This is a genomic window from Anaeromassilibacillus senegalensis, assembly GCF_001261775.1.
Lineage (GTDB): Bacteria > Bacillota > Clostridia > Oscillospirales > Acutalibacteraceae > Anaeromassilibacillus > Anaeromassilibacillus senegalensis.
Map to the genome: position 1 here is coordinate 598,201 of NZ_LN868538.1, position 23,818 is coordinate 622,018.

The 23,818-nt window shown below is 54.1% G+C and carries 20 protein-coding genes; 5 read left to right on the forward strand and 15 right to left on the reverse strand.

All coding sequences use genetic code 11. From position 1 onward, the window contains the following. The first annotated feature begins 19 nt into the window (after positions 1-19). Together BN2106_RS13055 and BN2106_RS13060 are read left to right on the forward strand one after the other, a co-directional pair. Entirely contained in the window at positions 20-6,433 is a 6,414-nt protein-coding gene (locus BN2106_RS13055) for a glycoside hydrolase family 2 (RefSeq protein WP_050699015.1), read from the forward strand. Positions 6,434-7,078: 645 nt separating this feature from the next. Beyond that, on the forward strand, positions 7,079-8,170 hold the full coding sequence (locus BN2106_RS13060) for a DUF4367 domain-containing protein (protein ID WP_050699016.1): 1,092 nt from the start codon (positions 7,079-7,081) through the stop codon (positions 8,168-8,170). 74 nt (positions 8,171-8,244) lie between these two features. Here the strand turns inward: BN2106_RS13060 and BN2106_RS13065 are convergent, their stop codons facing one another. Then, complete coding sequence (locus tag BN2106_RS13065) at positions 8,245-8,553, reverse strand: helix-turn-helix domain-containing protein (RefSeq protein WP_050699017.1); 309 nt, start codon at positions 8,551-8,553, stop codon at positions 8,245-8,247. Between the two features lie 303 nt (positions 8,554-8,856). Here BN2106_RS13065 and BN2106_RS13070 point away from each other — a divergent pair, with 303 nt between their 5' ends. The 3 genes from BN2106_RS13070 to BN2106_RS13080 all read left to right on the forward strand — a co-directional run bounded on the left by BN2106_RS13070 (position 8,857) and on the right by BN2106_RS13080 (position 12,986). Next, positions 8,857-11,634 carry an ATP-binding protein gene (locus BN2106_RS13070; RefSeq protein ID WP_050699018.1) on the forward strand — a complete coding sequence of 926 codons (2,778 nt, stop codon included), beginning with the start codon at positions 8,857-8,859 and terminating at the stop codon, positions 11,632-11,634. 60 nt (positions 11,635-11,694) lie between these two features. Beyond that, positions 11,695-12,219, forward strand: coding sequence for a GNAT family N-acetyltransferase (locus tag BN2106_RS13075; RefSeq protein ID WP_050699019.1), 525 nt, complete (start codon positions 11,695-11,697; stop codon positions 12,217-12,219). A gap of 80 nt (positions 12,220-12,299) precedes the next feature. Then, the gene (locus BN2106_RS13080; RefSeq protein WP_050699020.1) at positions 12,300-12,986 is read left to right on the forward strand and encodes a GyrI-like domain-containing protein; all 687 of its coding nucleotides are present in this window, start codon (positions 12,300-12,302) and stop codon (positions 12,984-12,986) included. A gap of 337 nt (positions 12,987-13,323) precedes the next feature. On the opposite strand, the gene BN2106_RS13085 is transcribed toward BN2106_RS13080, so the two are convergent. The 14 genes from BN2106_RS13085 to BN2106_RS13150 all read right to left on the reverse strand — a co-directional run bounded on the left by BN2106_RS13085 (position 13,324) and on the right by BN2106_RS13150 (position 23,776). Next, positions 13,324-14,190: a MerR family transcriptional regulator gene (locus tag BN2106_RS13085; RefSeq protein WP_050699021.1), complete on the reverse strand. Its 867-nt coding sequence runs from the start codon at positions 14,188-14,190 to the stop codon at positions 13,324-13,326. A gap of 273 nt (positions 14,191-14,463) precedes the next feature. Then, complete coding sequence (locus BN2106_RS13090; RefSeq protein ID WP_050699022.1) at positions 14,464-14,838, reverse strand: RidA family protein; 375 nt, start codon at positions 14,836-14,838, stop codon at positions 14,464-14,466. 28 nt (positions 14,839-14,866) lie between these two features. After that, positions 14,867-16,078: a threonine ammonia-lyase gene (ilvA, locus tag BN2106_RS13095; RefSeq protein WP_050699023.1), complete on the reverse strand. Its 1,212-nt coding sequence runs from the start codon at positions 16,076-16,078 to the stop codon at positions 14,867-14,869. A 76-nt stretch (positions 16,079-16,154) separates the two neighbouring features. Continuing rightward, positions 16,155-16,643, reverse strand: coding sequence for an acetolactate synthase small subunit (gene ilvN, locus BN2106_RS13100; RefSeq protein ID WP_050699024.1), 489 nt, complete (start codon positions 16,641-16,643; stop codon positions 16,155-16,157). A 14-nt stretch (positions 16,644-16,657) separates the two neighbouring features. Then, positions 16,658-18,331, reverse strand: coding sequence for a biosynthetic-type acetolactate synthase large subunit (gene ilvB / locus BN2106_RS13105; protein WP_050699025.1), 1,674 nt, complete (start codon positions 18,329-18,331; stop codon positions 16,658-16,660). Between the two features lie 408 nt (positions 18,332-18,739). Next, positions 18,740-19,195: a peptide deformylase gene (gene def / locus BN2106_RS13110; protein WP_050699026.1), complete on the reverse strand. Its 456-nt coding sequence runs from the start codon at positions 19,193-19,195 to the stop codon at positions 18,740-18,742. Beyond that, the gene (locus BN2106_RS13115) at positions 19,195-19,431 is read right to left on the reverse strand and encodes a helix-turn-helix transcriptional regulator (protein ID WP_050699027.1); all 237 of its coding nucleotides are present in this window, start codon (positions 19,429-19,431) and stop codon (positions 19,195-19,197) included. Before BN2106_RS13115 ends, def begins: the two co-directional genes overlap by 1 nt. Before the next feature lie 73 nt (positions 19,432-19,504). Continuing rightward, complete coding sequence (locus BN2106_RS13120; RefSeq protein ID WP_330379846.1) at positions 19,505-19,978, reverse strand: DUF3795 domain-containing protein; 474 nt, start codon at positions 19,976-19,978, stop codon at positions 19,505-19,507. Beyond that, a complete protein-coding gene (locus BN2106_RS13125) occupies positions 19,897-20,727 on the reverse strand; it encodes a DNA-formamidopyrimidine glycosylase family protein (RefSeq protein WP_050699029.1) in 831 nt (276 codons plus the stop codon). The genes BN2106_RS13120 and BN2106_RS13125 overlap by 82 nt, the downstream gene beginning before the upstream one ends. 106 nt (positions 20,728-20,833) lie before the next feature. Beyond that, positions 20,834-21,337 carry a GNAT family N-acetyltransferase gene (locus tag BN2106_RS13130; RefSeq protein WP_050699030.1) on the reverse strand — a complete coding sequence of 168 codons (504 nt, stop codon included), beginning with the start codon at positions 21,335-21,337 and terminating at the stop codon, positions 20,834-20,836. A gap of 37 nt (positions 21,338-21,374) precedes the next feature. Next, positions 21,375-21,605 carry a hypothetical protein gene (locus BN2106_RS13135; RefSeq protein ID WP_050699472.1) on the reverse strand — a complete coding sequence of 77 codons (231 nt, stop codon included), beginning with the start codon at positions 21,603-21,605 and terminating at the stop codon, positions 21,375-21,377. A 253-nt stretch (positions 21,606-21,858) separates the two neighbouring features. Then, positions 21,859-22,647: an alpha/beta hydrolase gene (locus BN2106_RS13140; RefSeq protein WP_050699031.1), complete on the reverse strand. Its 789-nt coding sequence runs from the start codon at positions 22,645-22,647 to the stop codon at positions 21,859-21,861. Positions 22,648-22,792: 145 nt separating this feature from the next. Further along, on the reverse strand, positions 22,793-23,218 hold the full coding sequence (locus BN2106_RS13145; RefSeq protein ID WP_050699473.1) for a VOC family protein: 426 nt from the start codon (positions 23,216-23,218) through the stop codon (positions 22,793-22,795). A gap of 36 nt (positions 23,219-23,254) precedes the next feature. After that, entirely contained in the window at positions 23,255-23,776 is a 522-nt protein-coding gene (locus tag BN2106_RS13150) for a nitroreductase family protein (RefSeq protein ID WP_050699032.1), read from the reverse strand. Positions 23,777-23,818 lie beyond the last annotated feature (42 nt).

The window sequence follows — 23,818 nt, forward strand, 5'->3', positions numbered from 1 at the left end:
TGAAGGAGAATGTAAAGTTATGAAAAGGCTTCAAAGAGTGATCTCCAGCCTGTTGACTCTGTCTCTGCTGATGGGAATATGCTCATCAAACATGGCCTACGCGGGCACGGCAGAAACTGTCAGCAAGGAAGCGGTGCTTTCCGCCGGCGCCTCCATAGGAGAGGACTACACGCCCGCCGAAACAGCCCGCCAGCACTTGAACTTTAACCGGGAATGGAAGTTCCAGGCAAAAACCGTAACCGTGGAAAATCCTTCCGCGCCAGATTTTGGCGGGGCGGCCGCTCCGGATTTTGACGACTCCGAGTGGACGGACGTGGGATTGCCGCACAGCTTCAGCATTCCTTACAACATGGAAACCAATTTCTTTGTCGGCTACGGCATGTACCGCAAGGATTTCCAGGTGCCTGAGGAGTGGCTGGCCAGCGGCAAGCGCATCAGTATTGAATTTGAAGGCGCTTTTATCGAAACAGAGGTCTTCGTCAATGGAAAAGCGGCGGGCAGCCACCTTGGCGGCTACACCGGCTTTACCTTTGACATCACGGACCTGCTGCACGCGGGGGAAAACGTGGTTGCGGTCCGCGTCAACAACCTCTGGCGGCCCGACCAGACGCCGCGCGGCGGCGACCACCAGTTCTCCGGCGGCATCTACCGCGACGTTTACCTCAACGTGACGGACCCCGTGCACGTCGCATGGTATGGCACGGCAGTCTCCACGCCCGCGCTGAACAATCCCGGCTTTGACGAGGACGCGGACAGCGACGGGCAGATTGACTATGATTACGAAAACATTGACGAAACCGCCTACACCCCAGCGGAAGAAATCCGCGAAAACATCGCGCAGAAACGCTCCGACGTGCGGGTGCAGACGGAGGTGGAAAACGACTCCGACGCGGCAAAAACCATCGTTGTCAAGCAGGAAGTCGTCGACGTCTCCGACAACACGCTGGTGGCGTCCTTCGCCTCCGAACCGGTGGTCGTTGCAGACAACAGCACCGCCATTGTGGATACAAAGAGCGACTATATCCAGAACATCAAGCTCTGGAGCCCGGAAACCCCCAACCTGTACCGCGTATACACCACGGTGTACGACGGGGATGGCAATGCCGTCGACCTGTTCGACTCCCCGCTCGGCTTCCGCTGGGTACAGTTCCTGAAGGACGCGTTCTTCCTCAATGGGGAGCAAACCGTGCTCTTCGGCGCGAATGCCCATCAGGACCACGCCGGATGGGGCGACGCCGTGACAAATGAAGGCTTCGCGCGCGACGTGCAGATGGTCAAGGACGCGGGCATGAACTTCATCCGCGGCTCCCACTATCCGCACGATCCGGCATATTCCGAAGCCTGCGACGAAACCGGCGTGATGCTCTGGTCCGAGGTCGCCTTCTGGGGCAAAGGCGGAAGCTCCCCCTCTGATGAGGATGTCTACCGGACACAGAGCTGGAATGGCGGCACCTATCCGCAGTATGAAAAGGATGAAGCACGATTTGAAGAAAGCTGCATGCAGGATCTGGAAGAGATGATCCGCATCCACCGGAACCATCCTTCCGTGATCGTCTGGAGCATGGGCAACGAGGTCTTTTTTGACAGCCAGATCGCCAAGTGCAAGGCACTGGTCAACAAGATGCGCAACTATGCCCATGAACTGGACCCCACCCGCAAGGCGGCAATGGGCGGCGTACAGCGCCAGAACTTTGATTCGCTGGACGTCTGTGACGTGGCGGGCTACAATGGCGACGGCGGCAGCTTCGATACCCACCATATGTCCAGCATCGCCTCCGAATACGGCTCCCACACGGCCAACCGCGGGGAATCCGGGGACCAGTTCCGGCCCTACTTTGACCACATGCAGAACGGCAGCAATATATACGATTATGCGCTGAAAGGCAACCGCTCCGGTTTGGCATTATGGTGCGCGTTCCATCACGGCAGCGTGCTCGGCACCGGATTGGCACAGATGGGCTTTATCGATTACAGCAGGCTCCCGCTCAAGGCGTGGTATTGGTTCCGCGAAACCTACACCGGCGTGCCCGCCGAATTCTCCATTGACGGAGAAGCGGACCACCTGACGCTGGAGTCGTCCCAGGACATCATTCCAAATGACGGCACGGCGGATACCCATCTTATCGTCACCCTGCGCGACGCGGACGGCAACTGGGTCAGCCAGAATAAAAACGTCACGCTGGAAGTGCTGGACGGCCCCGGCGTGTTCCCGACTGGTAAAACCTTTACGCTGAAAAGCGGAAACACCCTGCGTGATGGCAAAGGGGCGATTGAGTTCCGCTCCTTCTATGCCGGAACAACCACCGTCCTGGCCACGGCAGCCGATTTGGAACCGGTGGAAATCACCATTGTGACAAAAGACGTCACCGGGGACGAAACCGGCGAAGAGCCGGACGGCTTTATGGAAAGCGGCAGCAGGGACAACACGCCGAAGATTGAAGACCCGGGCACCTACGGCGGCGGCAGCTTCTCAGCGAACCGGCCCACCTTCTCCAGCAGCGGCGACGCCAAGCTGGCAAACGACGGCGACATGGCTACTTCCTGGGTGGCGGAAAACGCGGGCTCCGGAGAATATTGGATTCAGGATTTGGAACAGAGCCCGCTGCTCTATAAAGTAAAGCTCTCCTTTGACCGCGATCCGTACCCATACCGGCTGGAGGTCAGCAGCGACAAGAACGGCCCTTGGACGGAAGTTGTCTCCTATGACGCGGACACGGTGAAAAACCGCCCGTATGAGGAGAGCCTGCCCGGTACATACGCGCGATTTGTGCGCGTGGTCTTTACCGGCGTGCCGGAAGACGCGCACGCGTTCCTGACGGAAGCGGCGGTCTATGCGGTGGACTCCACAAAGGGCCCCATGCCGGACGAGCAGCCCGACCTCTCCTATACGACCGGTTCAGTCTATGTCTCCGACCTGCAGCCCGCAAAACCGATCACGCAGGGCTGGGCGGGTAAAACGCCGGGCATCGACGTGTCCATCGAGGGCAATCCCATCCGGATTGCTGGCACGGAGTACACAAAAGGCCTCGGACTTCACGCAAACAGCGAAGCGGTATATGAGCTGGACGGCCGGTACGCCCGGTTCCAGGCGGTCATCGGCATCGACGACGAGGTGACCGGCACCGGCGACGCAATCTATCGCGTGTACGCCACCGTTGGAACCGGCGACGACGCGAAAGAGCAGCTCATATACGAGGCGCAGATTTCCAGCGGCCAGGCAGAAAATGTGGATCTCAGCATCCGGGGCGTCACAAAGCTGCGCCTGATCACCGATGCGAATGGCGCCAACTCCAATGACCACACCGATTGGGCGGACGCAAAACTTCTGGGCGCCGTGCGCAATATGACAAAGGCGGACTCCGACTATATTGTGTCCATGTCCAGCAGCACGCAGGGACTGGAAGCCGGAAAAACCTTTGCAACGTACCTTTCCCTGAAAAACAACGGCAGCAGCAATACCTATGGCGCGTCCCTGGCTCTGTACAATCAGGAAGGAAAGTTGGTCAAGCTGGTGCAAGAGGAAAATCGCCTGTCCAAAAAGGCGGACGGACTCCTGACGCTGAAACTGTCCGTCCCGGCGGACGCGGCAGACGGTTATGAGGCGCGCTTGAACCTCTACGACGTCAACACGCTGGAACTTCTGGCAGAGACCGTACACTTTGGCATGCAGAACGAAGCTGCGCTCCCCGCTGTTTCCGCTTCTGTTAAAAGAGCGGCGCTTGCCGCCGCTGCGGAAGAAGAAAGCGTATGGGGCAAGGTGGACGGCGAGGACGACGCTGTCGTTAAGGAAGGTTCCTGGGGCAACTGGCCCGGAAGCGGCTCCTATATGACCACGGAAACCTATGTGGGCGACAGCTATCCCTGGCAGAATGCTTCCATCTCCTATACCTTCACCGGCTCACAGGTCGCTGTGGGTGGTAAAATTGACGGCAGTCAGGTTGGCGCGGACGTCTATCTGGACGGCGCGCTGGTGGATCATATCAACAGCAACAGTTCCGCGCAGGGCAGCAAAAATGGGTACTATGAAGTATGGCGTTCTGAACTTCTTCCCTACGGAACGCACACGATCAAGCTGGTTCCCACCGGGAAATTCAGCGTAGACTATTTCTCCTATCTGACGGAGTCCCCGTGGAGCAAAATTGACGGTGAGGACGGCGGTATAGAAAAAGTGGGAACCTGGGGCCTTTGGAAGGACAGTAACGCCTACGAGGGCACGGAAACCTTTGTCGGCGACAACTACCCCTGGCAGGATACTTCTATTTCTTACACCTTCACGGGCATTCAGGTCTGCGTCGGCGCAAAGGTGGACGGCAGTCAGGTCGGCGCAAAGGTCTACATCGACGATGTGCTGCAAGGCGTAATCCACAACAAAGAAGAGGATAAGGCGAATCAGGGCTACAAGCGCGTATGGGTCTCCCCCATTCTGGAAGAGGGCGAACACACCATCCGTCTGGAGCCCATCGGTAAATTTGGCCTGGACTACTTTGAATCCCTCAAGCCCGGCTTCGGCGATCTGGCCGAGCCACCGACGGTCGATTTAAAAGACCTGCTGGCGCAGATCGCAGACGCGCAGAGCCGTTCCGAGGACGCCTATACGGACGACAGCTGGGCCGCCATGCAGAAGGCTTTGCAAGCGGCGGAGGCAGTGCGCGATCAGGCCATGCCGACGCAGGAAGCCGTGGATAACGCGGCGGAGGCACTGAATGCGGCGATCGCCGCGCTGGTTCCCTATACCGCACCTTCGGACGCGGAACGGGACGCTTTCCTGCAATCGCTGGCGGAAGTGCTGCACTTTATTGAGTCTGATACCGCAGCACAGTACAAGGCGGCTGGCATTGAGACGCTGGCAAAGAGCTTCCAGGAGGCTTACCGGCTGTATGTCACAGCCAAGCCGGAACAGGAAGCAATCGTCTCCATGACTTCCACCCTGCAAAACAATCTGCATGCATTGGAGCAGCTGGAACCGGAGAAAACAGAGCACACCCTCAGCATCACCTTCCCGACAAAGAATGCGCAGCTTTCCATTGCGGGAGAAGACCTCAAGCTTGCCAACCTGATCGGAAAATACGAAGCAAAGGTTATGGCAGGCGACGATGTAACATTGACCTTTACCCCCACAGTGGAGGGCAGAGAGTTCGCGGGCGTAACCGTCAACGGCGAACCGGCAACCCTGAGGGATACGGAATCCTACACCTACACCGGCAAGATGCCGAACGCGGATACCGATCTGCACTTTGCGTTCACCGTTGTGAACAAGCAGGTGCTGCGCACCGTGATCAATATTGCTGAAGATCTCAAGGGCGGCGGCGAATACAACGCGGCGGTACCGTCCGTACAGAAGCTGTTCGACGCGGCGCTCGATCAGGCGATTGCAGTCGAGGCACAGGCGGACGCATCGCAGAAGGACATCGACAACGCGTGGGCAAAGCTGCTCAACGTCATCCAGCACCTGAGCTTTGCAAAGGGCGATAAGACCGTCCTGAAGGAAGCGCTGGATACTGCGGCGGCCTTGGAACAGGACGATTACACAGCCGGAAGCTGGGCGGCGTATGAGCTGGTTCTGGCGGCGGTGCAGGAGGTCTATGACGACGCGGACGCGATGGACAAGGAGATCAGGGAAGCGGCGGCGGACCTGAACGCGGCGATGATTGCCCTGGTCTACAAGGCGGATTGGGAAACGCTGAACACGGTACTTGCACAGGCGGAGGAGATTGAGAAGGTCCTGGAGGAAGAGTACCTTCCGATTGGCCAGGAAGCCTTCCGCAATGCGCTGAACGCGGCAAGAGAGCTGGATGCGGAGGCGTCCCAGAAGGAGATCAACGCGGCGGCGGATGTGCTCACAAAGGCAATGGAAGCACTCCGCAGAATCCCGAACAAGAAGGCGCTGGAGGATCTGCTGGGCGAAACGGAGAACCTGAACCTCAGCAAATACACAGCTTCCAGCGCGAACCAGTTCCGCTCCATGCGGAGCGCGGCGCTGGCAGTCGCAAACGATCCGGATGCGACGGAGCAGGATGTGGAAGCGGCTTACAAGAATCTTCTGGCGGCCAAGGCGGCTCTGGAAATGAAACAGCCGTCTGCTGTCAAGAAGAGCGGCAGTACGGCGAAGATCGCCGTCAACACCTATGGTGCGGCGGGCAGAGTGCTGGTCAATCCCACAGCGGCGAATGTCCGTTCCGATGTAACCGGCGTACTGACGCTGAAGAGAGGCCAGTCGGCGGTGTTCCAGATGACCGTGGTCAATGGAAACGGCTTTGCCCCGGCCTTTACAGTGGGCAACGGCAGCGTGTTGAAGACACAGGCCGTTTCCCGCATTGGCAATCTGTACATTTACAAGGTCTGGGCAGTGGGCGCGCCGGGCGAAAGCACGGGCGTTTATACTGCTCTGGCCGGTAACACACCACAAAAACACAGTACGGTAACGGTTATCTAATCTTCTTTTACTTAAATTCTCTATGAACAGAGCCTGGCAGACTCCCTTTGGGGATCTGCCAGGCTCTGTTTGATTTATTTTCTTTAGTAAAACAAGCCCCTATGGTTTATCCGCATGGAATGGAACATCCTTTTCCACTGCTGTATCGGCATTGTATTTCTCTTTACAAAAAATTATATCCACCATTGCAAGCATCTTGTTTGTTGAATCATTCGCATGCGATCCATTAAGCCTATATGCATATATACAAGCCGAATCAATAACTTTTATTACCAGTAAAACGTCATTTTATAAATTACTCCCATAGACTGATCCAAACGCTTATTCTACACACTTTCTGTGTAAAAACCATTTTATTTTCTTGTTTATAAACCATAATAATTTTTTTATATTTCATAAGAATTTCTATTGCGAATTATGAAAATCTTTGATATGATAATCATAAAGAAAAAATTTCCAGATTTTGCCGTATTGCCAAAGAATGGCTGTGGCGCTGGAGACCCCCTCTTTTCTCTTTGATGATCGGTATATGCCAATACAAATATTTAATAAGTGAAAATATTTGTCCTGATCCTCATCACTTCTTTAAAACCATTATAATATGAAGAACAAGAGACAGTTTTTATCTGCAAAGGAGGCTATACCATGCCCTATCGTATTACAGACCAGGCACTCACAAAATTTTATAAAACCTGCGGCCCTGTGCTGATTGCGGAAAATCTGGCTGGTATTCCCTCTGAAAAAGAATTGCAGGATATCATTATTCCCTGCGAATTTGACGCAAGAATCAAGTCTCTGATTGCCGGCCTGAGCGACCGATTGAACGACATACCCGGTAAAAGATCCACCAAGCGTACCATGATCATCCTGGTTGCCGCTCTGATCGCTGCCGCGACAGCGGTTATGACGGTTTCCGCCGCGCGGGATTGGGTGATTCAAGTGGTAACCAAAATGATGAACACCCATACGGCAATCTCCATATACGGAGCGTACGCAGAAGAAATTGTTCCTTCCGAGCCGGCCGTTCTCCCGGAGGGCTATCAGGTTTTTACAAAGCGGACAAGCGATACGACCGCCTATACGGTCTTTGCAAAGCCCTATGGCAATATCCAATTGACGGAAAGCTTCCTGGCTACAGATTGGGAAACACTTCCGGATTTGAAATGCACGGATGTCAACGGAATCTCCATACAGTATCGTGAAGTCTCGGAAGACAACCTGAAGCAATTTTTCTGGACGTACAACGGCTTATACTATATTTTAAATATTACTGACCAGACATTATCGATAGACGACGTATTGACCATTATTGAAAGTATCGAGTATAACGATCCGCCTGCGCCGCAGCTCATCGCCGAAGCTCCCGTTGAAGGGCCCTTTGAGCCCTATGCGCTCACCTATCTCCCAGAAGGCTACGTTTGCACCGATCAAAATATCAACAGCCAGCATCGGTGCGCAAGGATCAGCTATCAGCGTCCGGGGAACGCAAGCGCAGATATTCAGCTGTTACAAATCGGAAAAGGGCGTTTAAAAATTGACAGCGAACATCTGGACGAGTACGACGACTCCATTATCATCAACGGAGAACACGCAACCTATATGAAAAAAAAAGACTGGCAGCGTATTCTGTTTGACAATGGATCGTATTTTCTCTCCGTCTTCATCCAGGATCATTCTATCGACAAGGAAACCGCTATCCGGATTGCGGAAGGAGCCGTTCCTGCAAATGCTTCCTGAGCAAATAGCAAAAGGCGTACTGCCAAGCGCAAACCGCGCGGCAGTACGCCTTTTTCATACTGAATTTGTGCATTTTACTGCCGCTGGGCACACGCCGAGACCAGCTCCATATAACAGCGCACCAGCCCCTGCTCCGCCTGCGACATCGATTCATACCGCTCCGCAAGCTGCTTTGTCTCCTGTGAATATTGGCTCTGGGGCCGCTCCAGCAATTCATCGACGGAAATGGCAAAAAAGTCCGCAATCTTGACGATTTTGTCGATTCCAGGATTGACCGTCCTCCATTTATGGATGGTCCCATATCCAAATTCCAGTTCCCGTTCCAGCGCGGCAATGGTGGTTTTGTTTGCCCTGCAAAGATTTTTAATTTGATTGACCAGCATATGCTTCTCTCCTTTTTATTCTTCCCTTGTTTGATTCGGGTTTCTTTTTCAAATGCTTTGCTGCATTTAAGTATCTTAAAAAGCTATCTATATTATAGTACATATGTTCTGAAAATGCAATAGTATCGAACGAATATTCCCACATTTCTTTTTCTATCCCCGATAAAAAAAGAGGCTTTGACTTTTCATCTGTCTGGCATTACACTGTAAAGAGCGGACAAGTCCATATCTTCTAAGGTTCGCCGTTTTCCAATGTCCTTCGGCAGGAAAGCGTTCAATAACGACAAGTAGGTTATATCAGATATGAACAAACGAATCGGATGCCTTTTTCTATCCGTTTTTCTGGCCCTGTTCTTTTTTGGATCCCTTTCCGCTGCGGCCGTCTCAAACGAATCCGCGCATGAAACTGTAACTGTCGCTTTTCCCCCTGCGGAGGGTATCAGTGAACTTGCCGAAGACGGCACCCGAAGCGGTATGTTTTATGATTTCATGATGGAAATCGCCAAATATACCGGATGGAACTATCAATTTGTCGATGGGGACGTTGAAACGCTGCTGGCTGAAATGGTAGAAGGCAATGTCGACATTATGGGCGGCATGTACTATCAGAAAAGTCTGGAATCGTACGTACACTACACAAAATACACAGCGGGAAGCAACAACACCCTGCTGTTCACCAATAAGGATGATCCTTCCATCAAAAACTTTGACTTAAACACACTGAACGGCAAGACCATCGGCGTCTATGCGCGATCAGAAGACCGCATCAACCGACTGAAAAATTTTCTCTCCTTTAACAGTCTGGACTGCACCATCCATCTGTATGATGACCTTTCCACCTATGAAAAATGCCTGGACAACCGGGAAGTGGACGTCATGCTCGGCAGCGACAACAATGTAAATGATCAATACAATGTCGTTGCAAAATTCAGCAGCCAACCGTATTACATCACCACGGCCAAAAGCCGCCCCGACTTGTGTGAGAAACTCAACTACGCGATGGAGCAGATTTACGCGGCCAATCCAAACTACGCGGAGGAATTAAATGAAAAGTATTTTCCTTCCTTTTATAACACCTTCATCAATTTTTCTGACGAGGATCTAGCGTTTATCAAAGACGCCGAACCGATTCGCGTAGCACTCATGCGGGAACGTTATCCAATTCATTTTACGCGCGGTCAGGTGTACCAGGGGATTGTTCTGGATATCCTGAACCAGATTTCCGAACGGTCCGGGCTGAAGTTCTCATACGTCTATGCCGACACCTACGAGGAAACGCTGCAAATGACCCGGGACGGTGAAACGGATCTCTCCGGTTTTTACCTGAACTGGAACCAGTCAACAAAAAAGGATAACATGGTGCTGACCCAAAGCTACGCCAAACTGGACGAAGTCATCATTAAAAACAAAGCGGTTGCCTACCCATCCGATCATCTTCGCCTCGCCATGGTAAAAGGCGGCAGCGTTCCCAAAAACGTATCCTATGAGGAAATTTTATATTATCCTTCCATTGAACAGTGTTTATCCGCCGTAAACAGCGGAGAGGCCGATTATCTCTGCACTCCTTCCGCTTTTATCGAAGACTTGTTTTACAAAAACCATTATTCACAGATTTCTATTCTAGCAACCAACAATTCCTCCTGTTATGTCTCCTTTGCAATGGACGATCCTCTAAACATTCCGCTTTATTCCGTTTTGAGTAAATCATTGAACAGCTTGCGTGGAGACGAGATTGACAGTATCATATCTAAGAACCTGGTTTCCATCGAGGAGCCTCACATGACGCTGCAATCCATGATTTACGCAAATCCAGTCGCATTTATCGTAATTTGCGGTTCCTTTTTATTTCTCCTGACGCTGACGGTCCTGCTGGTTTTCCATTTCCAGATGCGGAACAAACTGATGCGGGTTGAGCTGGAAAAAGCACAGGAGGATAACAAAGCAAAATCCACATTCCTCTCCCAGATGTCGCACGAAATCCGCACGCCGATGAACGCCATCATCGGTCTGACCAATCTAGCGCGTCTGTCCGGTGAAGCGACGCCAAAGATTGACGCACAGCTGGAAAAGATCTTCACTTCCGCGCAGTTCCTTCTTTCCTTGGTCAACGACGTGCTGGATATGTCTAAGATTGAAAGCGGAAAAATGCAGATCAGCCCCGAGCCGTTCCGCCTGCGTCAGATTCAGCAGCAGCTGGAAAGTATCCTGCGCATTCAGGCGGAGGAAAAGGGCATCCAAATCTCTTTCCAATACCAAATGCAAGATATCAGCGTCGTTGGGGATGCGGTTCGCATCAAGCAGGTGCTGACCAACCTGCTTGCAAACGCGTTGAAATTTACCGATCCGGGCGGCAACGTCTCCCTCACCATTGAAGAAACCGGCCATACGGATACAACCGTACAGGTTCATTTTTGCGTCGAGGACAGCGGCATTGGAATTTGCGAGGACGACCTCGGACGCATTTTCCAAACCTTTGAGCAGGCGGCGGGGAGCAGCCGCAACCAGCAGGGCACCGGCCTTGGCCTGCCGATCAGCAGAAGCCTGGTGCAGCTGATGGGCGGAGAATTGCAGGTATCAAGCACGCCGGGCGTCGGCTCCACCTTCCAGTTCACATTGGAACTGCCGCTTTCTCAGGAAGCGCTGCCGGACCACGCGGATAATACGCAGTCACACACGCTCAGGGGGACGCGCCTTCTTTTGGCAGAAGACAACGCACTCAATGCGGAAATTGTCATTTCCCTCCTGAACATGGAAGGGGTCGACGTAGAGCACGCCAAGGACGGTGAACAGGCTGTTCAGATGTTCCTGACACACGCGGACGGATATTACGACGCCATCCTGATGGACTTGCAGATGCCTGTAAAAGACGGACTTGCCGCGACCAGAGAGATCCGCGCGTTTTCCCGTTCCGACGCAAAAAGCATTCCGATTATCGCCATGACCGCCAACACCTTTCAGGAAGACCGGGACCGTGTTTTTGCGGCGGGCATGGACGCTTTCATGCCCAAGCCCTTCGATGTAGCACAGCTGTATCAGACATTGGAGAAGTATCTTCCCTCCTCCGGTGCAAAGGACGAATAAGGCATCACAGGGAGCATACACATAGTAGCATCACTTTGCAGCAGAGGAGACAACGCATATATGAATCAATCGCCCATTCACTATGAGAAAGCCGTCATGGAGGACGTCCCGGCCATTGTAAAAATCATACAAACCGCCAAGGACACCATTGCCGCTGAGGACTGGTATGTAGCGGCCAATGAAGACTTTGTGCGGGAGAACGTGGAAAAACGCGGTTTTATTGTGAAAGCGATGTCGGATGACATCATTGCCGGTTTTCTGCTGGTCCATTATCCAATGGACGACGAGGACAACATGGGAGCGTACCTGCAATTGGACGAAACAGAACGCCGGAAAGTGGCGCACATGGATACCGCCTGCGTTCTTCCGGCCTACCGGGGCATGCATTTGCAACAGACCCTGTTGGAAGAGGGGGAAAAGATCTTAAAGACCACCGCGTACCGGTATTCCATGGCGACCGTCCATCCCGACAACCGGTACAGCCTGCGCAACCTGCTGGCCGCCGGGTACTCCGTGGTGACCACGGTTCCTAAATACGGCGGGCTCCTGCGCCATGTGGTGTGCAAGGATGTTATGCAAGCCTGAAGCGCTTTCTATAAAATACTTCTATTGGCCTATCAGCCCTGTTTGCCGAAAGCGCCTGAATCGACAGGAGGAATTAAAAAATGCCGTTTGACTACAAAAAGGAATACAAAGAGTATTATTTACCAAAAAATAAACCCAATATTATCGAGATTCCCTCTATGAATTTCGTGGCTGTTCGCGGAACAGGAAATCCCAACGCCGAGGACGGTGACTATCAGAAGGCCATCGGACTCCTCTATGGAATCGCTTTCACCATCAAGATGAGCTACAAAGGCAGCCACAAAATAGACGGGTTTTTTGAATACGTCGTGCCGCCGCTGGAGGGCTTCTGGTGGATGGACGGCGTTGCGGATGGAATCGATTACAGCCGCAAGGATCAATTCCATTGGATTTCTCTGATCCGGCTGCCGGACTTCGTCAAACAGGACGATTTTGACTGGGCGGTTGCGGAGGCCACGAAAAAGAAAAAGATGGATTTTTCAAAAGCAGAGTTTCTGACATATGCAGAAGGCCTGTGCGTGCAGTGTATGCACATCGGCCCCTACGACGATGAACCGGCCACCATTGAGTTGATGGACCGGTATGCGCAGGAAAACGGGTATATAACGGACATTTCCGATACCCGCTACCACCATGAAATTTATTTGAGCGACGCCCGCAAATGCGCACCGGAAAAGTTAAAGACGGTTATTCGCCATCCGGTGAAAAAAGCAGGACCTCCGGTCGGGACGCGCCTACGGCGAGAACCATTTTTACCTCATGGGTAATTCGCAAAATGTGTTTATCTCCGTTTTTGAAAAGCGGCGATGGTCGTTTAGAACTTCTAGCGAGGCTTTAGCCTCTAGCGAGCGTCCCGACCAGAGGTCAAGAACGAGTGGGAACGAGTGATATGGTCCTTTATGGACCTTTTGTGTTGCCATGCAAATTTTTGGGGCTGTTGCAGTTTATATCCTGCAACAGCCCCTTTACTATTTGTAATATTTCCTGTTTAAATAACAAAATTCCGCATGTACAGCTCAAATCAGTCACAAACCGGCGCCGAAAGCGGAAGCTTTTCCAAATGCCATTTCAGCCATTTTAACACAGGCTTTTTGAAATGCGTCGTTACTGCCGGTCAAGATAGGCCTTCAACGCCAGGCCGATAAACTTTGACGCACCTTCCCCGTACTTCTGATCTATCACCTTTTGGTAAACCGGGCTGGAACAATAGGTCTCCGCCATAGTGGGCCAATAGTTCTCTCCCATGTCGATGCCCTTGTTGCTTTCGTTGACAAAGGAAACAAACTCTGTAACCCGCTTCTGTATCTCGGGAGAAGCGGGGTCTTTGTGCAGGTCCGCCGTAAGATTTTTTGTAAGGATGTCCCCTCTGTCAAGCAGGCCTTCCACCTCGGACGGTACAATGGTTGGGCCGTGCTCCAAAAACTTTTTCAGGTTCTGCTTCATGGCTTCCGTATAGGTTTCCACATTACCGTATTGCTGTACCGCGCCATCCGCAATCTCATGCTTGCGGGATTCCAAGTCTGCAACCATCTCGTTAAAGCGCTCCATGCTTCCAAGCTGTTCTACAATTTCAGCCGCATGCGTTTTTTTGAAGTCGTTTAGAACACGAAAATATTGGCTCATATCAAACTCTTTAAAGTCCATACAGGTTTCTCCTCTCACCAATCTGTCAAGCAGCGCTAATAAGGCGTCAAGGCGGTCGCGCTTGATCTGTATCAGCTCCCTCTGTTTTTGATACGCCGCGGCCTTATCAAAGCGGGGATTTTCCATAATTGCCTTGATCTCCTTCAACGTAAAGGCAAGCTCTTTGAAAAACAAAATCTGTTGCAGCTTTTCCAACGCCTGGTCATCATACAAACGATACCCAGCCTCGGTAATCTGCGCCGGTTTTAGCAAGTCGATTTCATCGTAGAACTGAAGTGTCCGTACACTGACGCCCGTCAGCGACGAAACCTGTTTGACCGTCATCATCCCTGTTTCCCCCTTCATCGCGGTTATTCTTGTCTTCCCCTGTTTCTTACTTTACACTATCACCATGCGTGAGGGTCAACCCCTTTTTCATATTTTCACCCGCACATGTACATGCATCCCCGATTCCGCAAATACAATATATAAAAACCCCCTGATGTAGTTGTTTTCCTACATCAGGGGGTTTTTCCAATGTCCTTTTTTACCGGGGCTGTTACGCCTGCCCGCCAGGGGGATTGATCATACGGAACAGCATTTGCTTCCCACTGTACGCGGTTATTTTTGCACCGCGATGACCTCTACCTCGCACAGCACGTTTTTTGGCAGCGTCTTGACCGCCACACAGGAACGGGCCGGCTTGCCGGTGAAATACTTTTCATACACCGCGTTGAACGCGCCAAAATCGCCCATATCTGCAAGGAAGCAGGTGGTCTTCACAACATCCTCATAGCCACAGCATGCAGCTTCCAGGATGGCACCCACGTTCTTCATCACCTGTTCCGCCTGAATGGAGATATCCCCGTCCGCAATTTCGCCGGTCGCCGGGACAATCGGAATCTGTCCAGACGCAAACACCATGCCGTTGACCACCTTTGCCTGGGAATACGGTCCGATCGCCGCCGGAGCCTTGGAGGTAACAATTGTTTCCATCGTAAAAACCTTCTTTCTGAAAATTCCGTTAACCAATATTATAACGCTTTACAATGTGATAACCCGCGTCCGCGATGGCCTTGCTGATCTGTTCGATGTGCTCGCGGTTGCGGGTTTCCATCGCAATGCGCAGATAGCAGCCGTTGATGTCGGTGTCCTCGCCGCCGCGGTCGTGGTGAACGCTGACCACATTTGCGCCCAGGTCCGCGATCATCGCGGAAACTTCCTTGAGCTGTCCGGGCTTATCGACCATCTCAATGATCAGTTCAGCGGAACGTCCCGCCTTCAGCAAACCGCGGTTGATCACTTTGGACAGGATGGTCACGTCGATGTTGCCGCCGGAGAGCAGGCAGGCCACCTTCTTGCCCTTGATGTCCACCTTGTTAAACAGGGCGGCGGCCACCGCCACCGCGCCCGCGCCCTCTGTGATGAGCTTCTGCTGCTCGATCAGCGCCAGGACCGCGGTCGCTGTCTCATCGTCGCTGACAGTGACGATGCCGTCCACATACTTGCTGCACATCTCATAGGTCAGATCGCCCGGGCACTTGACCGCAATGCCGTCCGCAAACGTGGAGACGCCGGGCAGCGCGTGCGGTTCGTTCTGCGCCAGGGATTCCTTCATGCTGGCCGCGCCGCTTGCCTGTACGCCGTACACTTTGCAGTTGGGGTTCAGGGATTTGATGGCGAACGCCACGCCTGAGATCAGCCCGCCGCCGCCCACCGGGACGATGGCAACGTCCATGTCGGGCAGTTGTTTCAGCAGCTCCAACCCGATGGTGCCCTGTCCAGCGATGACGTCAGGATCATTAAACGGATGGATAAAGGTCATATTCCGCTCTTTTTGCAGTTCCACCGCGCGATTGTACGCGTCGTCGTACACGCCTTTGACCAGCTCGACCTCCGCGCCGTAGCTCTTGGTGGCCTCCACCTTGGAGATCGGCGCGCCGTCCGGGATGCAGATCAGGGACGGGATGCCGTTTTTGGCCGCCGCCAACGCAACGCCCTGCGCGTGATTGCCCGCCGAACAGGCAATGACGCCGTGGCTCTTTTCCTCATCGCTCAGCTGCGAAATCTTATAGTACGCGCCGCGCACCTTAAAGGAACCGGTCACCTGCAGGTTTTCTGTTTTGAGATAGATCTCGCTTTCCGGATTGATCTGCGGCGCCGGGATCATATCGGTTTTGCGGATGACCTGCTTGAGCACATATGCGGCATGATAGACTTTATCCAACGTTAACATGATTTTACCCCCATCACAGTCATTGTATTTCCGCTTCCCGCATCCGCGCTGGGATGGAGGGGAACCAGGTTTTATTTTATTTTGGCATTGCCATTGCACCCGTGCGCAGGATTTTCAGCACATGGTACGGATTGTAGAGCTCAATAAAGGAATTAATGGTCGTCGCGTCGCCGGTCAGCTCCAGAATCATGGAGGTGGCCTCCACGCTGAGGATGTTCGCGCGGAACACATTGGCCATCTCGACCAGCTTTTCACTGTTCTGGACGGTGCGTTCCACCTTAATGAGCAGATGCTCCCGCACCACGGAAGCGTTCGGGTCCACAATATCCACCTGCTCAATGTCTACCAGCTTGCTGACCTGTTTATCCACCTGCCGCACAATGCGGTCGTCGCCCTTGACGACAATCAAAATGCGGGAATACTCCGTATTCTCCGTCTGTGCCGCTACAATACTCAGAATATTGTAGCAACGGCGGCTGAACAGGCCGGAAATACGCAGGAGCACGCCGGGGTTGTTCTTTGCGAGTATGGAGATGATATATTCTCTTTCTACTGGATACGCCATGTTCGCTCCTCCTATCACATTTCCAGAATCGGGTCTTCCACGGAAGCACCCGCGGGCACCATGGGCAGGACGTTGACGTCCTTATCGATCAGGCAGTTGATCAGCACCGGTTCGCGCAGAGCCAGCGCCTGCACCAAAACAGGACGCACGTCGTCTTTGGTGCGGATGGTAAACGCCTTTGCGCCGAACGCCTGCGCCAACAGCTCAAAATTGGTGTTTTTATCAAGGTCCGTCTGGGAAAAGCGACTGTCATAGAACAGCTTCTGCCACTGGCGCACCATGCCCAGCACGGAATTGTTAAAGACGATTTCCAGCACAGGGACGTTATACGCCACAGCGGTGGAAAGCTCGTTGCAATTCATATGGAAGCTGCCGTCGCCCGTGATATTGACGACGCGTTTCTCCGGGTTGGCGATTTGCGCGCCGATGGCCGCGCCCAGGCCGAAGCCCATGGTTCCCAATCCGCCGGAGGTGATGAAACGGCGCGGCGCGCGGTAACGGTAGAACTGCGCCGCCCACATCTGATGCTGGCCCACATCCGTGACGATGATCGCATCGGAATCGGTCAGTTCGTCCAGCGTTTCCAGGATCATCTGGGGCGTCACACCGTTCGGGTCCGCCACACTCTGGGAGAGCGGGAATTCCTTCTGCCATTTTGCAATGCCGGCCATCCAATCCGCATGGTCCTGCTGCTCCAAACGGCAATTCAGCTCGGCCAGGATTTCCTTCGCATCGCCCTTGAGCTTGAGGGCCACGTCAATATTCTTGTTAAACTCTGCGGAGTCAATATCGATCTGGATGATCTGGCAACGCTGCGCAAAAAGCTTTGCGTTGCACAGCACACGATCCGAAAAACGGGTGCCGACCGCGACAAAGAGGTCGCAGTCTTTAATCGCCAACGCCGCGGTGTTGGTGCCGTGCATGCCCAGCATGCCCATGTAGCGGCTGTCCGTCTGGTCGTAACCGCCCTGGCACATCAGCGAGCAGGACACCGGCGCGTCCAGCCGGTCCGCAAAGGTTTTCAGCTCGTCAAACGCTTCCGCGGCAATGACGCCGCCGCCCGCGTAGATAAACGGACGCTTTGCCTGCTGTAACATCTCCATCGCCTGTTCAAAACGCTCCTCGACCGGGAACAGGTGCTTTACCTCCAGAACGGGATCGTTCCGGTGGGTAAACGTCACCTTCTGCGCCGTGATGTCCTTGGGGATGTCGACCAGAACCGGGCCTTTGCGCCCGCTGTTGGCAATTTCAAACGCCTGCCGCAGGACATCCGCCAGCTTGTTGACGTCTTTTACCAGAAAATTATGCTTGGTCACCGGCATGGTGATGCCTGTAATGTCGACCTCCTGAAAGCTGTCCAGCCCCAGCAGGTCGAGGTTTACGTTGCCCGTGATGGCCACCATCGGCACGGAATCCATATACGCGGTGGCGATGCCCGTCACCAGATTCGTCGCACCGGGGCCGGAGGTTGCAATACAGACGCCCGTTTTGCCCGTGGACCGCGCATAGCCGTCCGCGGCGTGGGCCGCCCCCTGTTCGTGCGCGGTGCGCACATGATTGATGCGGTCCCGATACTCGTACAGCGCGTCGTAGATGTACAGCACTGAACCGCCCGGATACCCGAACACGGTATCTACGCCCTGCTCCAGCAGACATTCCATGATGACCTGCGCCCCTGTCAATACCATAATTGATTCCTCCTGACATATCTTCCCTGTAATCGTGATAAACAAAAAAGCCTTCGTCTCTGAATTAGAGACGAAGGCTATCAGCTTCCGCGGTACCACTCTAAGTGCTGCAATGCAGCCGCTCACGTGTATCTAGCAATACACTCTCCTGTAACGGTGAGAAACCGGACGCGCCTACTTGCCCACAACGGGGGTTCAGCCGCCTGCTCCGGGGTGATGTCCTGTATGCTCCGCACCGCCTTACACCACCCGGCGGCTCTCTGAAGCGGCTTACATACGCTCCGTCCCCATCATCGCGAAACCGTGCACGTTTGCAACGGTCTTTATTCAACTGTATTGTTACTAATATATCCCACAGGGCACGGTTTTGTCAACCCATATTCCAAAATTTTTCTGCGATCCCATTTGTCAGCAGATCCATTCTGTCACGCGGTCGGGCAGGACAATGCCGTTCAGATGGTCGATCTCATGGCAAAAGCACTTTGCCCGCTCGCCGTCTCCGGTCAAAATCTGTTCTTCACCGTTTTCGTCCAGCGCCTGGACAATCACCTTCTGCGGGCGCACGGTTTTCCCAAAACGGTCCGGAAAGCTCAAACAGCCTTCCAGGCACTCCTGTACGCCGCTGCTGCCGACGATCTTCGGGTTTACCAGCTTCATCAGATGCCCGTCCCCCATGTCGATCACCACAAGCCGCTTGAGAATGCCGACCTGGCACGCCGCCAGGCCCGCGCCGTTGCCAAGGGCGTACATGGTATCCGCCATGTCGTCCAGCAGCTGCCGGATTTTATCGTCCACCTCCGGCACTTCACGGCTCTTCTTCCGCAAAATCTCATCGTCCTCGTACCGCAAATTCCGCAGCGCCATCAGACTTCCCCCCTGCTCTTTTCCGCGCGCGATTTCTTTTCGCTCTCCTCAAATAGGAACACGTCCTCGATCCGGCAGCCGAACACCTGAGCGATGTCGTACGCCAGCCAGATGGACGGTTCAAACTTTTCCGCCTCGATGGCGTGAATCGCCTGCCGGGACGTCCCCACCAGTTTTCCCAATTGTTCCTGTGTCAGCCCCTGCGCCTCGCGCAGCTCCCGGATCCGGTTTTTCAAGCGCCCCACTCCTGTCATGTTTACCTTACATCCATCATACAGCCATGGCGGCGGAATGTCAAGGGCGGTACGGTTATTTCCTCTCTCTTCCACAGGATGGGCAGGTATTTTCATGCACACAAAGCCGCTCCCCGCAGGCGTAGCAGGTCCAGCGTGCGCCCTCTTTTTGCAAGAACGCGTCCATCCCTTCCGTCTGTACGGTCCGCAAGTTTTCCAGCAGACTGACGTTGTACTGCTTCTGATACCGCCGGTCCAGCCGTTTTACGCGCTCACAGGGAAAATCCGGGCAGGCTTCGCAGCGCCCGCCCTCCGTACGTTCCATCGCGCAGCTTTTGATCGCGCAGTTCCGGCAGTGGCCCGGCTTTCCCGCACCGTCGGCCCGGCAGCCCGGGCAGTTCTTCTTCTCCCTCTGATAAACGGCACACAAAGCGCAGTTCATTCCACAGGGTGCGATTGCCTCCCGCCTCACCGGATCATCGGCTGGCAGATCGGGCAGAAATACACATTGCCGCCCAGATAGGCCTGGCGCACCAGCGGGCCGCCGCACTGCAAACAGGGATACTGTACGGTATTTTTGGAAAGAAAGGAGCGGTATCCGCCCGGATTTCCAAACAGGTCCTTTTCTGTATCCCTGCCCCCCTGCTCCGTCATTTCCCGCAGTGTGTGCTTCACGCTTTGAAACAGCCTGTCCCGCTGCTCCCTGTCCAATGCCCCCGCCCGCGACTTCGGATGCAGGCCCGCCCGGTACAGGATGTCCTGCAAGGTCCCGTTGCCCAGGCCGGGAATCCGCTGCTCCGTCGCCAACAGGCCCTTGACGCTCAACGTGGGTTTGATTTCATCCCACAGGCTGTCAAAATACACGCGGTCAAACGCGCCGGTCAGCGGGTTGGGCTTCTCTTTGGCAACCGTATAATAAAAATTGTCGTTTTCCCCTTCCAGGAACGCCCAGATCCCCCCATACATCTGGATGGTACAGACCAGAGTGGAACCATCCGTGAACCGGACACAGAGCTGGTGCTTCGCCGGAAGTTTCTCCCCCGCGGCATAATAGCGGATATTCGCACCGTCGCCAAATAACAGCCGCGCGTCGCCCAGCGTGATTTCCACCTGTCCCGCCAGCGCTTCCGCACGCTCCACAGTGCGTCCCTCCAGCAGGGCCGGATATCCCTCCGGGTCCCCGGAATAAAACGCAAACCCGTGCGGCGAGGCGTTTGCCTCAACTGACGCAATCTGTTTTCCCGCAACGGTCTGATTCAATTGCTTTGCAATGGTATGGCTCTCCGGTATTTCCAACATTTCTCTCCCCCTCCTTTTGGTCCAGTATACAGGATAAAACTGGACAAGTAGCTGTCCTATATAAAACGGCCCGTCCCACACTTTTTACCGCGCGGGACGGGTCTTCTCATGTTTTGATTCGCTTCCACCACAGGGTTTCCGCCTCGCGGTACAACCGGAACGCACAGCGTTGCAGCACCCGCTGGGATGCGCCGTTTTCCCGTTCCGTCTCCGCCAGAATGGTGCGCACGCCCGGCTGCGCAAAGGCCCAGCCGCACATTGCCTCCACCGCCTCTGTCATGTATCCGTTGTGTTCATACGCGGCGTTGAGGCCGTAACCGATCTCCACCGCTCCGTCCTTGTCCGGCGGCGCTTTGAAGTCCACCGCGCCGACGACCGTCCGGTCCTCTTTTCTGAGCAAAAGCCAAAACGTGTGGAACAGCCAGTTTTCCCTGTCGTTTTGCATCTTCTTTATCTGCTCCCGCACAATCTGCAAAAACACGCCCTCCATCCTTTCGCCGTCGTACGCGCAGCAAAGCGCCTGTTCCAGCGCAGGAATGTTTTCCGTCCAGTTTTTGATCTGGACTTCGTCCAGAGGAAGCAGGAGCAGCCGTTTGGTTTCCAATTGCATGTCCGTTCACCTTTCCGTCTGTTGGAAAGGCCCACTGTCACTGTTCTTTTTCGCCCTCTCCCGCAATGCGCAGGAATTTCAGAATCAGCGGGATGTAGGTGGCGATAAATACCCCCATCGCCGTAAACACCACCGGTTTCCGCACCTTCTGCGGGAGCGCCGTTCCAATCAGGATTCCAGCGGAACACAGGCAGAATTTGAGCAGCGCCAGGTCCTTCCAGTCTGATTGTCTGACATATTCGTTTGCATAGCCAAAGAGCCTTTTCATATTCTTCGCCACCTTTCCGGAGCGATTTTCATAAATAAGAGCAGCAAAAGAAGCGGGAATGGGAAGACTGTAACAAAGCGGAAAATGCCGGCGGGCGCCCGCAGGGACAACGACGCCACAGCCTTTCCGAACCGCTGAACTGCTGATTTTATTTGCTGGAACCGTTCCATTTGTATCATAGCAGAAACGCGGGTAAAATACCACTGGAAAACAAAAAACAGCCCCGGTGGATTTTTCCATCGGGACTGATCGTCTAAAGGAGCCGGTCCAACGCTTTTTTTAACGCGCGGTTAAAAAAGGTCCAGTCGTGGACGCCATTCCATTCTTCATACATGGAATCAAATCCAAGCTGCCGAAGGTCGCAGCAAAAGCGCAGGTTATCCTGCCGGAACAGGTCCTTGTCCCCGCAGGCCAGATAAAATTTCGGCCTGTACAGTCCTTTCGCCGCCTTTTTGGCGAGCTCCAGCGGCTCGCAGTCCGGCCGCCAATCCAGATCTTCCCCGAACATCGCCTGAAAGTCCGTGGGAGTCTGCATGCCGAACCGCTGCTGCAGGGCGGAGAGATCGCCCCGTTCCTGCGCCGCGCGCTGTACGGCAAGCGTTTCTTTTAAATACAGGCAGGCAGAGGAAAACGCTCCGCAGGCGCCGTATTGCTCCGGCTTGGACAGCGCGCATTTCAGTGCGCCATAGCCGCCCATGGACGCGCCGATGACCGCCGTATTCTCCCGCTCCGATGCAATGCGGAAGACGTTTCGGCAGATTCCCGGAAGCTCCTCCGTCACATAGGTAAAGAATCGCTGCCCATACTGCATGTCTGTATAAAAGCTGCGCGCAACCTCCGGCATGACAAAGACCGCGTTGCTTCCCTCCGCATAAGCGGGCAGCATGGTATAATCCAGCCAATCGCCGCTTCTTCCGCACAACCCATGCAACAGGTAAATCACCCGGTATGCGTCGGAAGCCGGGGCGGCGCCCGGTGTTAAAACGGTAATCCCGGTTTCCATCTCCAACGTCTGTGAAAAGACGTGCCCTCGTAAAATCATCCTGATCCTCCCGGGCTGCAAATCGCTGCACCAGCGCCCCGCAGCCCTCTCTTTCCGTGATTCAAATCAACTGTATGCGACCACCATCGATCGGCCTTGCCCGCGTGCACCCATCGGTCCTCTCCGGCGGTACGCACCATGCTTTTTACCGCAGCGCAAAAAGGGGACTTTCCATCATATCCTTCATCCGGCACAGGCAAAAAGGGTGTCCGGCGGGGTCAAGCAGCACTTTCCAGCCGTCGGAAAACTGTTTCTCCGCGATCGTAGCGCCGCACTGAACTGCATATTGAACCGCTGTTTCCAAATCATTCACGGCGAAGTCCAAATGCGCCATCTGCTGCTGCGCTTCCGGCTCTTCCGGCCACACAGGCGGTTCATACGCCGGGTTCCGCTGGAACGTAATCCCAGGGTAAGCCCCCTGTGCCACTCCCGGAGCACCGACACACGCCCAATCCTCATCATGATAGGCGATTTCCCAATTGAGCAGCGCCGCATAGAACTTTGCCAATTCGTATGGATCTTTACAATCCACCGTAAAGGCATACATTTTAATTTTCAGTTCCGGATTCATCATTTATTTCCTCCAAATAGTCAATGAATTGACCTGCTATTTCCTGTATCCGTTGAACCACGCCCGATCCTCGAACGGTTTCTTCGCCACGCCCGTCACGGGCTTTGCGGGCACGCCCAGCGGCAGGTAAACCGCAACGGTCAAATCGTCCGGCACGCCGAGCAGCCTGCCCATTTCCCCTGCCTTCTCCCCACGGATCTGCCCTTCAATCCAGACGGATGCATAACCTTTCGCCACAATCGCCAGCAGGATATTTTCCGCCGCTGCAGCGTAATCGTGCACATGGTAGGAAACGCCGCTGGGCGACATCGTCTCTTTGGTCAGCAGCAGGACCGCCGCCGCAGAAGTCTTCATCCACTCTTTTCCGCAGATTTCCGCAAGCTGCCGGACCAGCGCCGGATCGTCCACCCCTATGAACTGTGTCGTCTGCAGGTTGCAGCCGGAAGGAGCGAGGACGCCCGCCTCCAATATTTCTTCCAGATCGGTGCGGGGCACCGGTGCATTTGTGAACAAATTGCGATAGCTTTTTCTGGCGCGGATTGCCTCCATCAGTTCCATCAAAATTCTCCTTTCTGACCTGTCGGGGCCTTCACCCTATAT

What these genes read in the sequence shown, in the direction of transcription:
- BN2106_RS13140 (WP_050699031.1), bottom strand. Translation starts at nt 22,647, where the DNA reads ATGATTTTACGAGGGCACGTCTTTTCACAGACGTTGGAGATGGAAACC.
- BN2106_RS13060 (WP_050699016.1), top strand. Translation starts at nt 7,079, where the DNA reads ATGCCCTATCGTATTACAGACCAGGCACTCACAAAATTTTATAAAACC.
- BN2106_RS13075 (WP_050699019.1), top strand. Translation starts at nt 11,695, where the DNA reads ATGAATCAATCGCCCATTCACTATGAGAAAGCCGTCATGGAGGACGTC.
- ilvA (WP_050699023.1), bottom strand. Translation starts at nt 16,078, where the DNA reads ATGTTAACGTTGGATAAAGTCTATCATGCCGCATATGTGCTCAAGCAG.
- BN2106_RS13085 (WP_050699021.1), bottom strand. Translation starts at nt 14,190, where the DNA reads ATGATGACGGTCAAACAGGTTTCGTCGCTGACGGGCGTCAGTGTACGG.
- BN2106_RS13125 (WP_050699029.1), bottom strand. Translation starts at nt 20,727, where the DNA reads ATGTTGGAAATACCGGAGAGCCATACCATTGCAAAGCAATTGAATCAG.
- BN2106_RS13130 (WP_050699030.1), bottom strand. Translation starts at nt 21,337, where the DNA reads ATGCAATTGGAAACCAAACGGCTGCTCCTGCTTCCTCTGGACGAAGTC.
- BN2106_RS13150 (WP_050699032.1), bottom strand. Translation starts at nt 23,776, where the DNA reads ATGGAACTGATGGAGGCAATCCGCGCCAGAAAAAGCTATCGCAATTTG.
- BN2106_RS13080 (WP_050699020.1), top strand. Translation starts at nt 12,300, where the DNA reads ATGCCGTTTGACTACAAAAAGGAATACAAAGAGTATTATTTACCAAAA.
- def (WP_050699026.1), bottom strand. Translation starts at nt 19,195, where the DNA reads ATGGCGCTGCGGAATTTGCGGTACGAGGACGATGAGATTTTGCGGAAG.
- BN2106_RS13135 (WP_050699472.1), bottom strand. Translation starts at nt 21,605, where the DNA reads ATGAAAAGGCTCTTTGGCTATGCAAACGAATATGTCAGACAATCAGAC.
- BN2106_RS13070 (WP_050699018.1), top strand. Translation starts at nt 8,857, where the DNA reads ATGAACAAACGAATCGGATGCCTTTTTCTATCCGTTTTTCTGGCCCTG.
- BN2106_RS13055 (WP_050699015.1), top strand. Translation starts at nt 20, where the DNA reads ATGAAAAGGCTTCAAAGAGTGATCTCCAGCCTGTTGACTCTGTCTCTG.
- ilvN (WP_050699024.1), bottom strand. Translation starts at nt 16,643, where the DNA reads ATGGCGTATCCAGTAGAAAGAGAATATATCATCTCCATACTCGCAAAG.
- BN2106_RS13145 (WP_050699473.1), bottom strand. Translation starts at nt 23,218, where the DNA reads ATGAATCCGGAACTGAAAATTAAAATGTATGCCTTTACGGTGGATTGT.
- ilvB (WP_050699025.1), bottom strand. Translation starts at nt 18,331, where the DNA reads ATGGTATTGACAGGGGCGCAGGTCATCATGGAATGTCTGCTGGAGCAG.
- BN2106_RS13065 (WP_050699017.1), bottom strand. Translation starts at nt 8,553, where the DNA reads ATGCTGGTCAATCAAATTAAAAATCTTTGCAGGGCAAACAAAACCACC.
- BN2106_RS13090 (WP_050699022.1), bottom strand. Translation starts at nt 14,838, where the DNA reads ATGGAAACAATTGTTACCTCCAAGGCTCCGGCGGCGATCGGACCGTAT.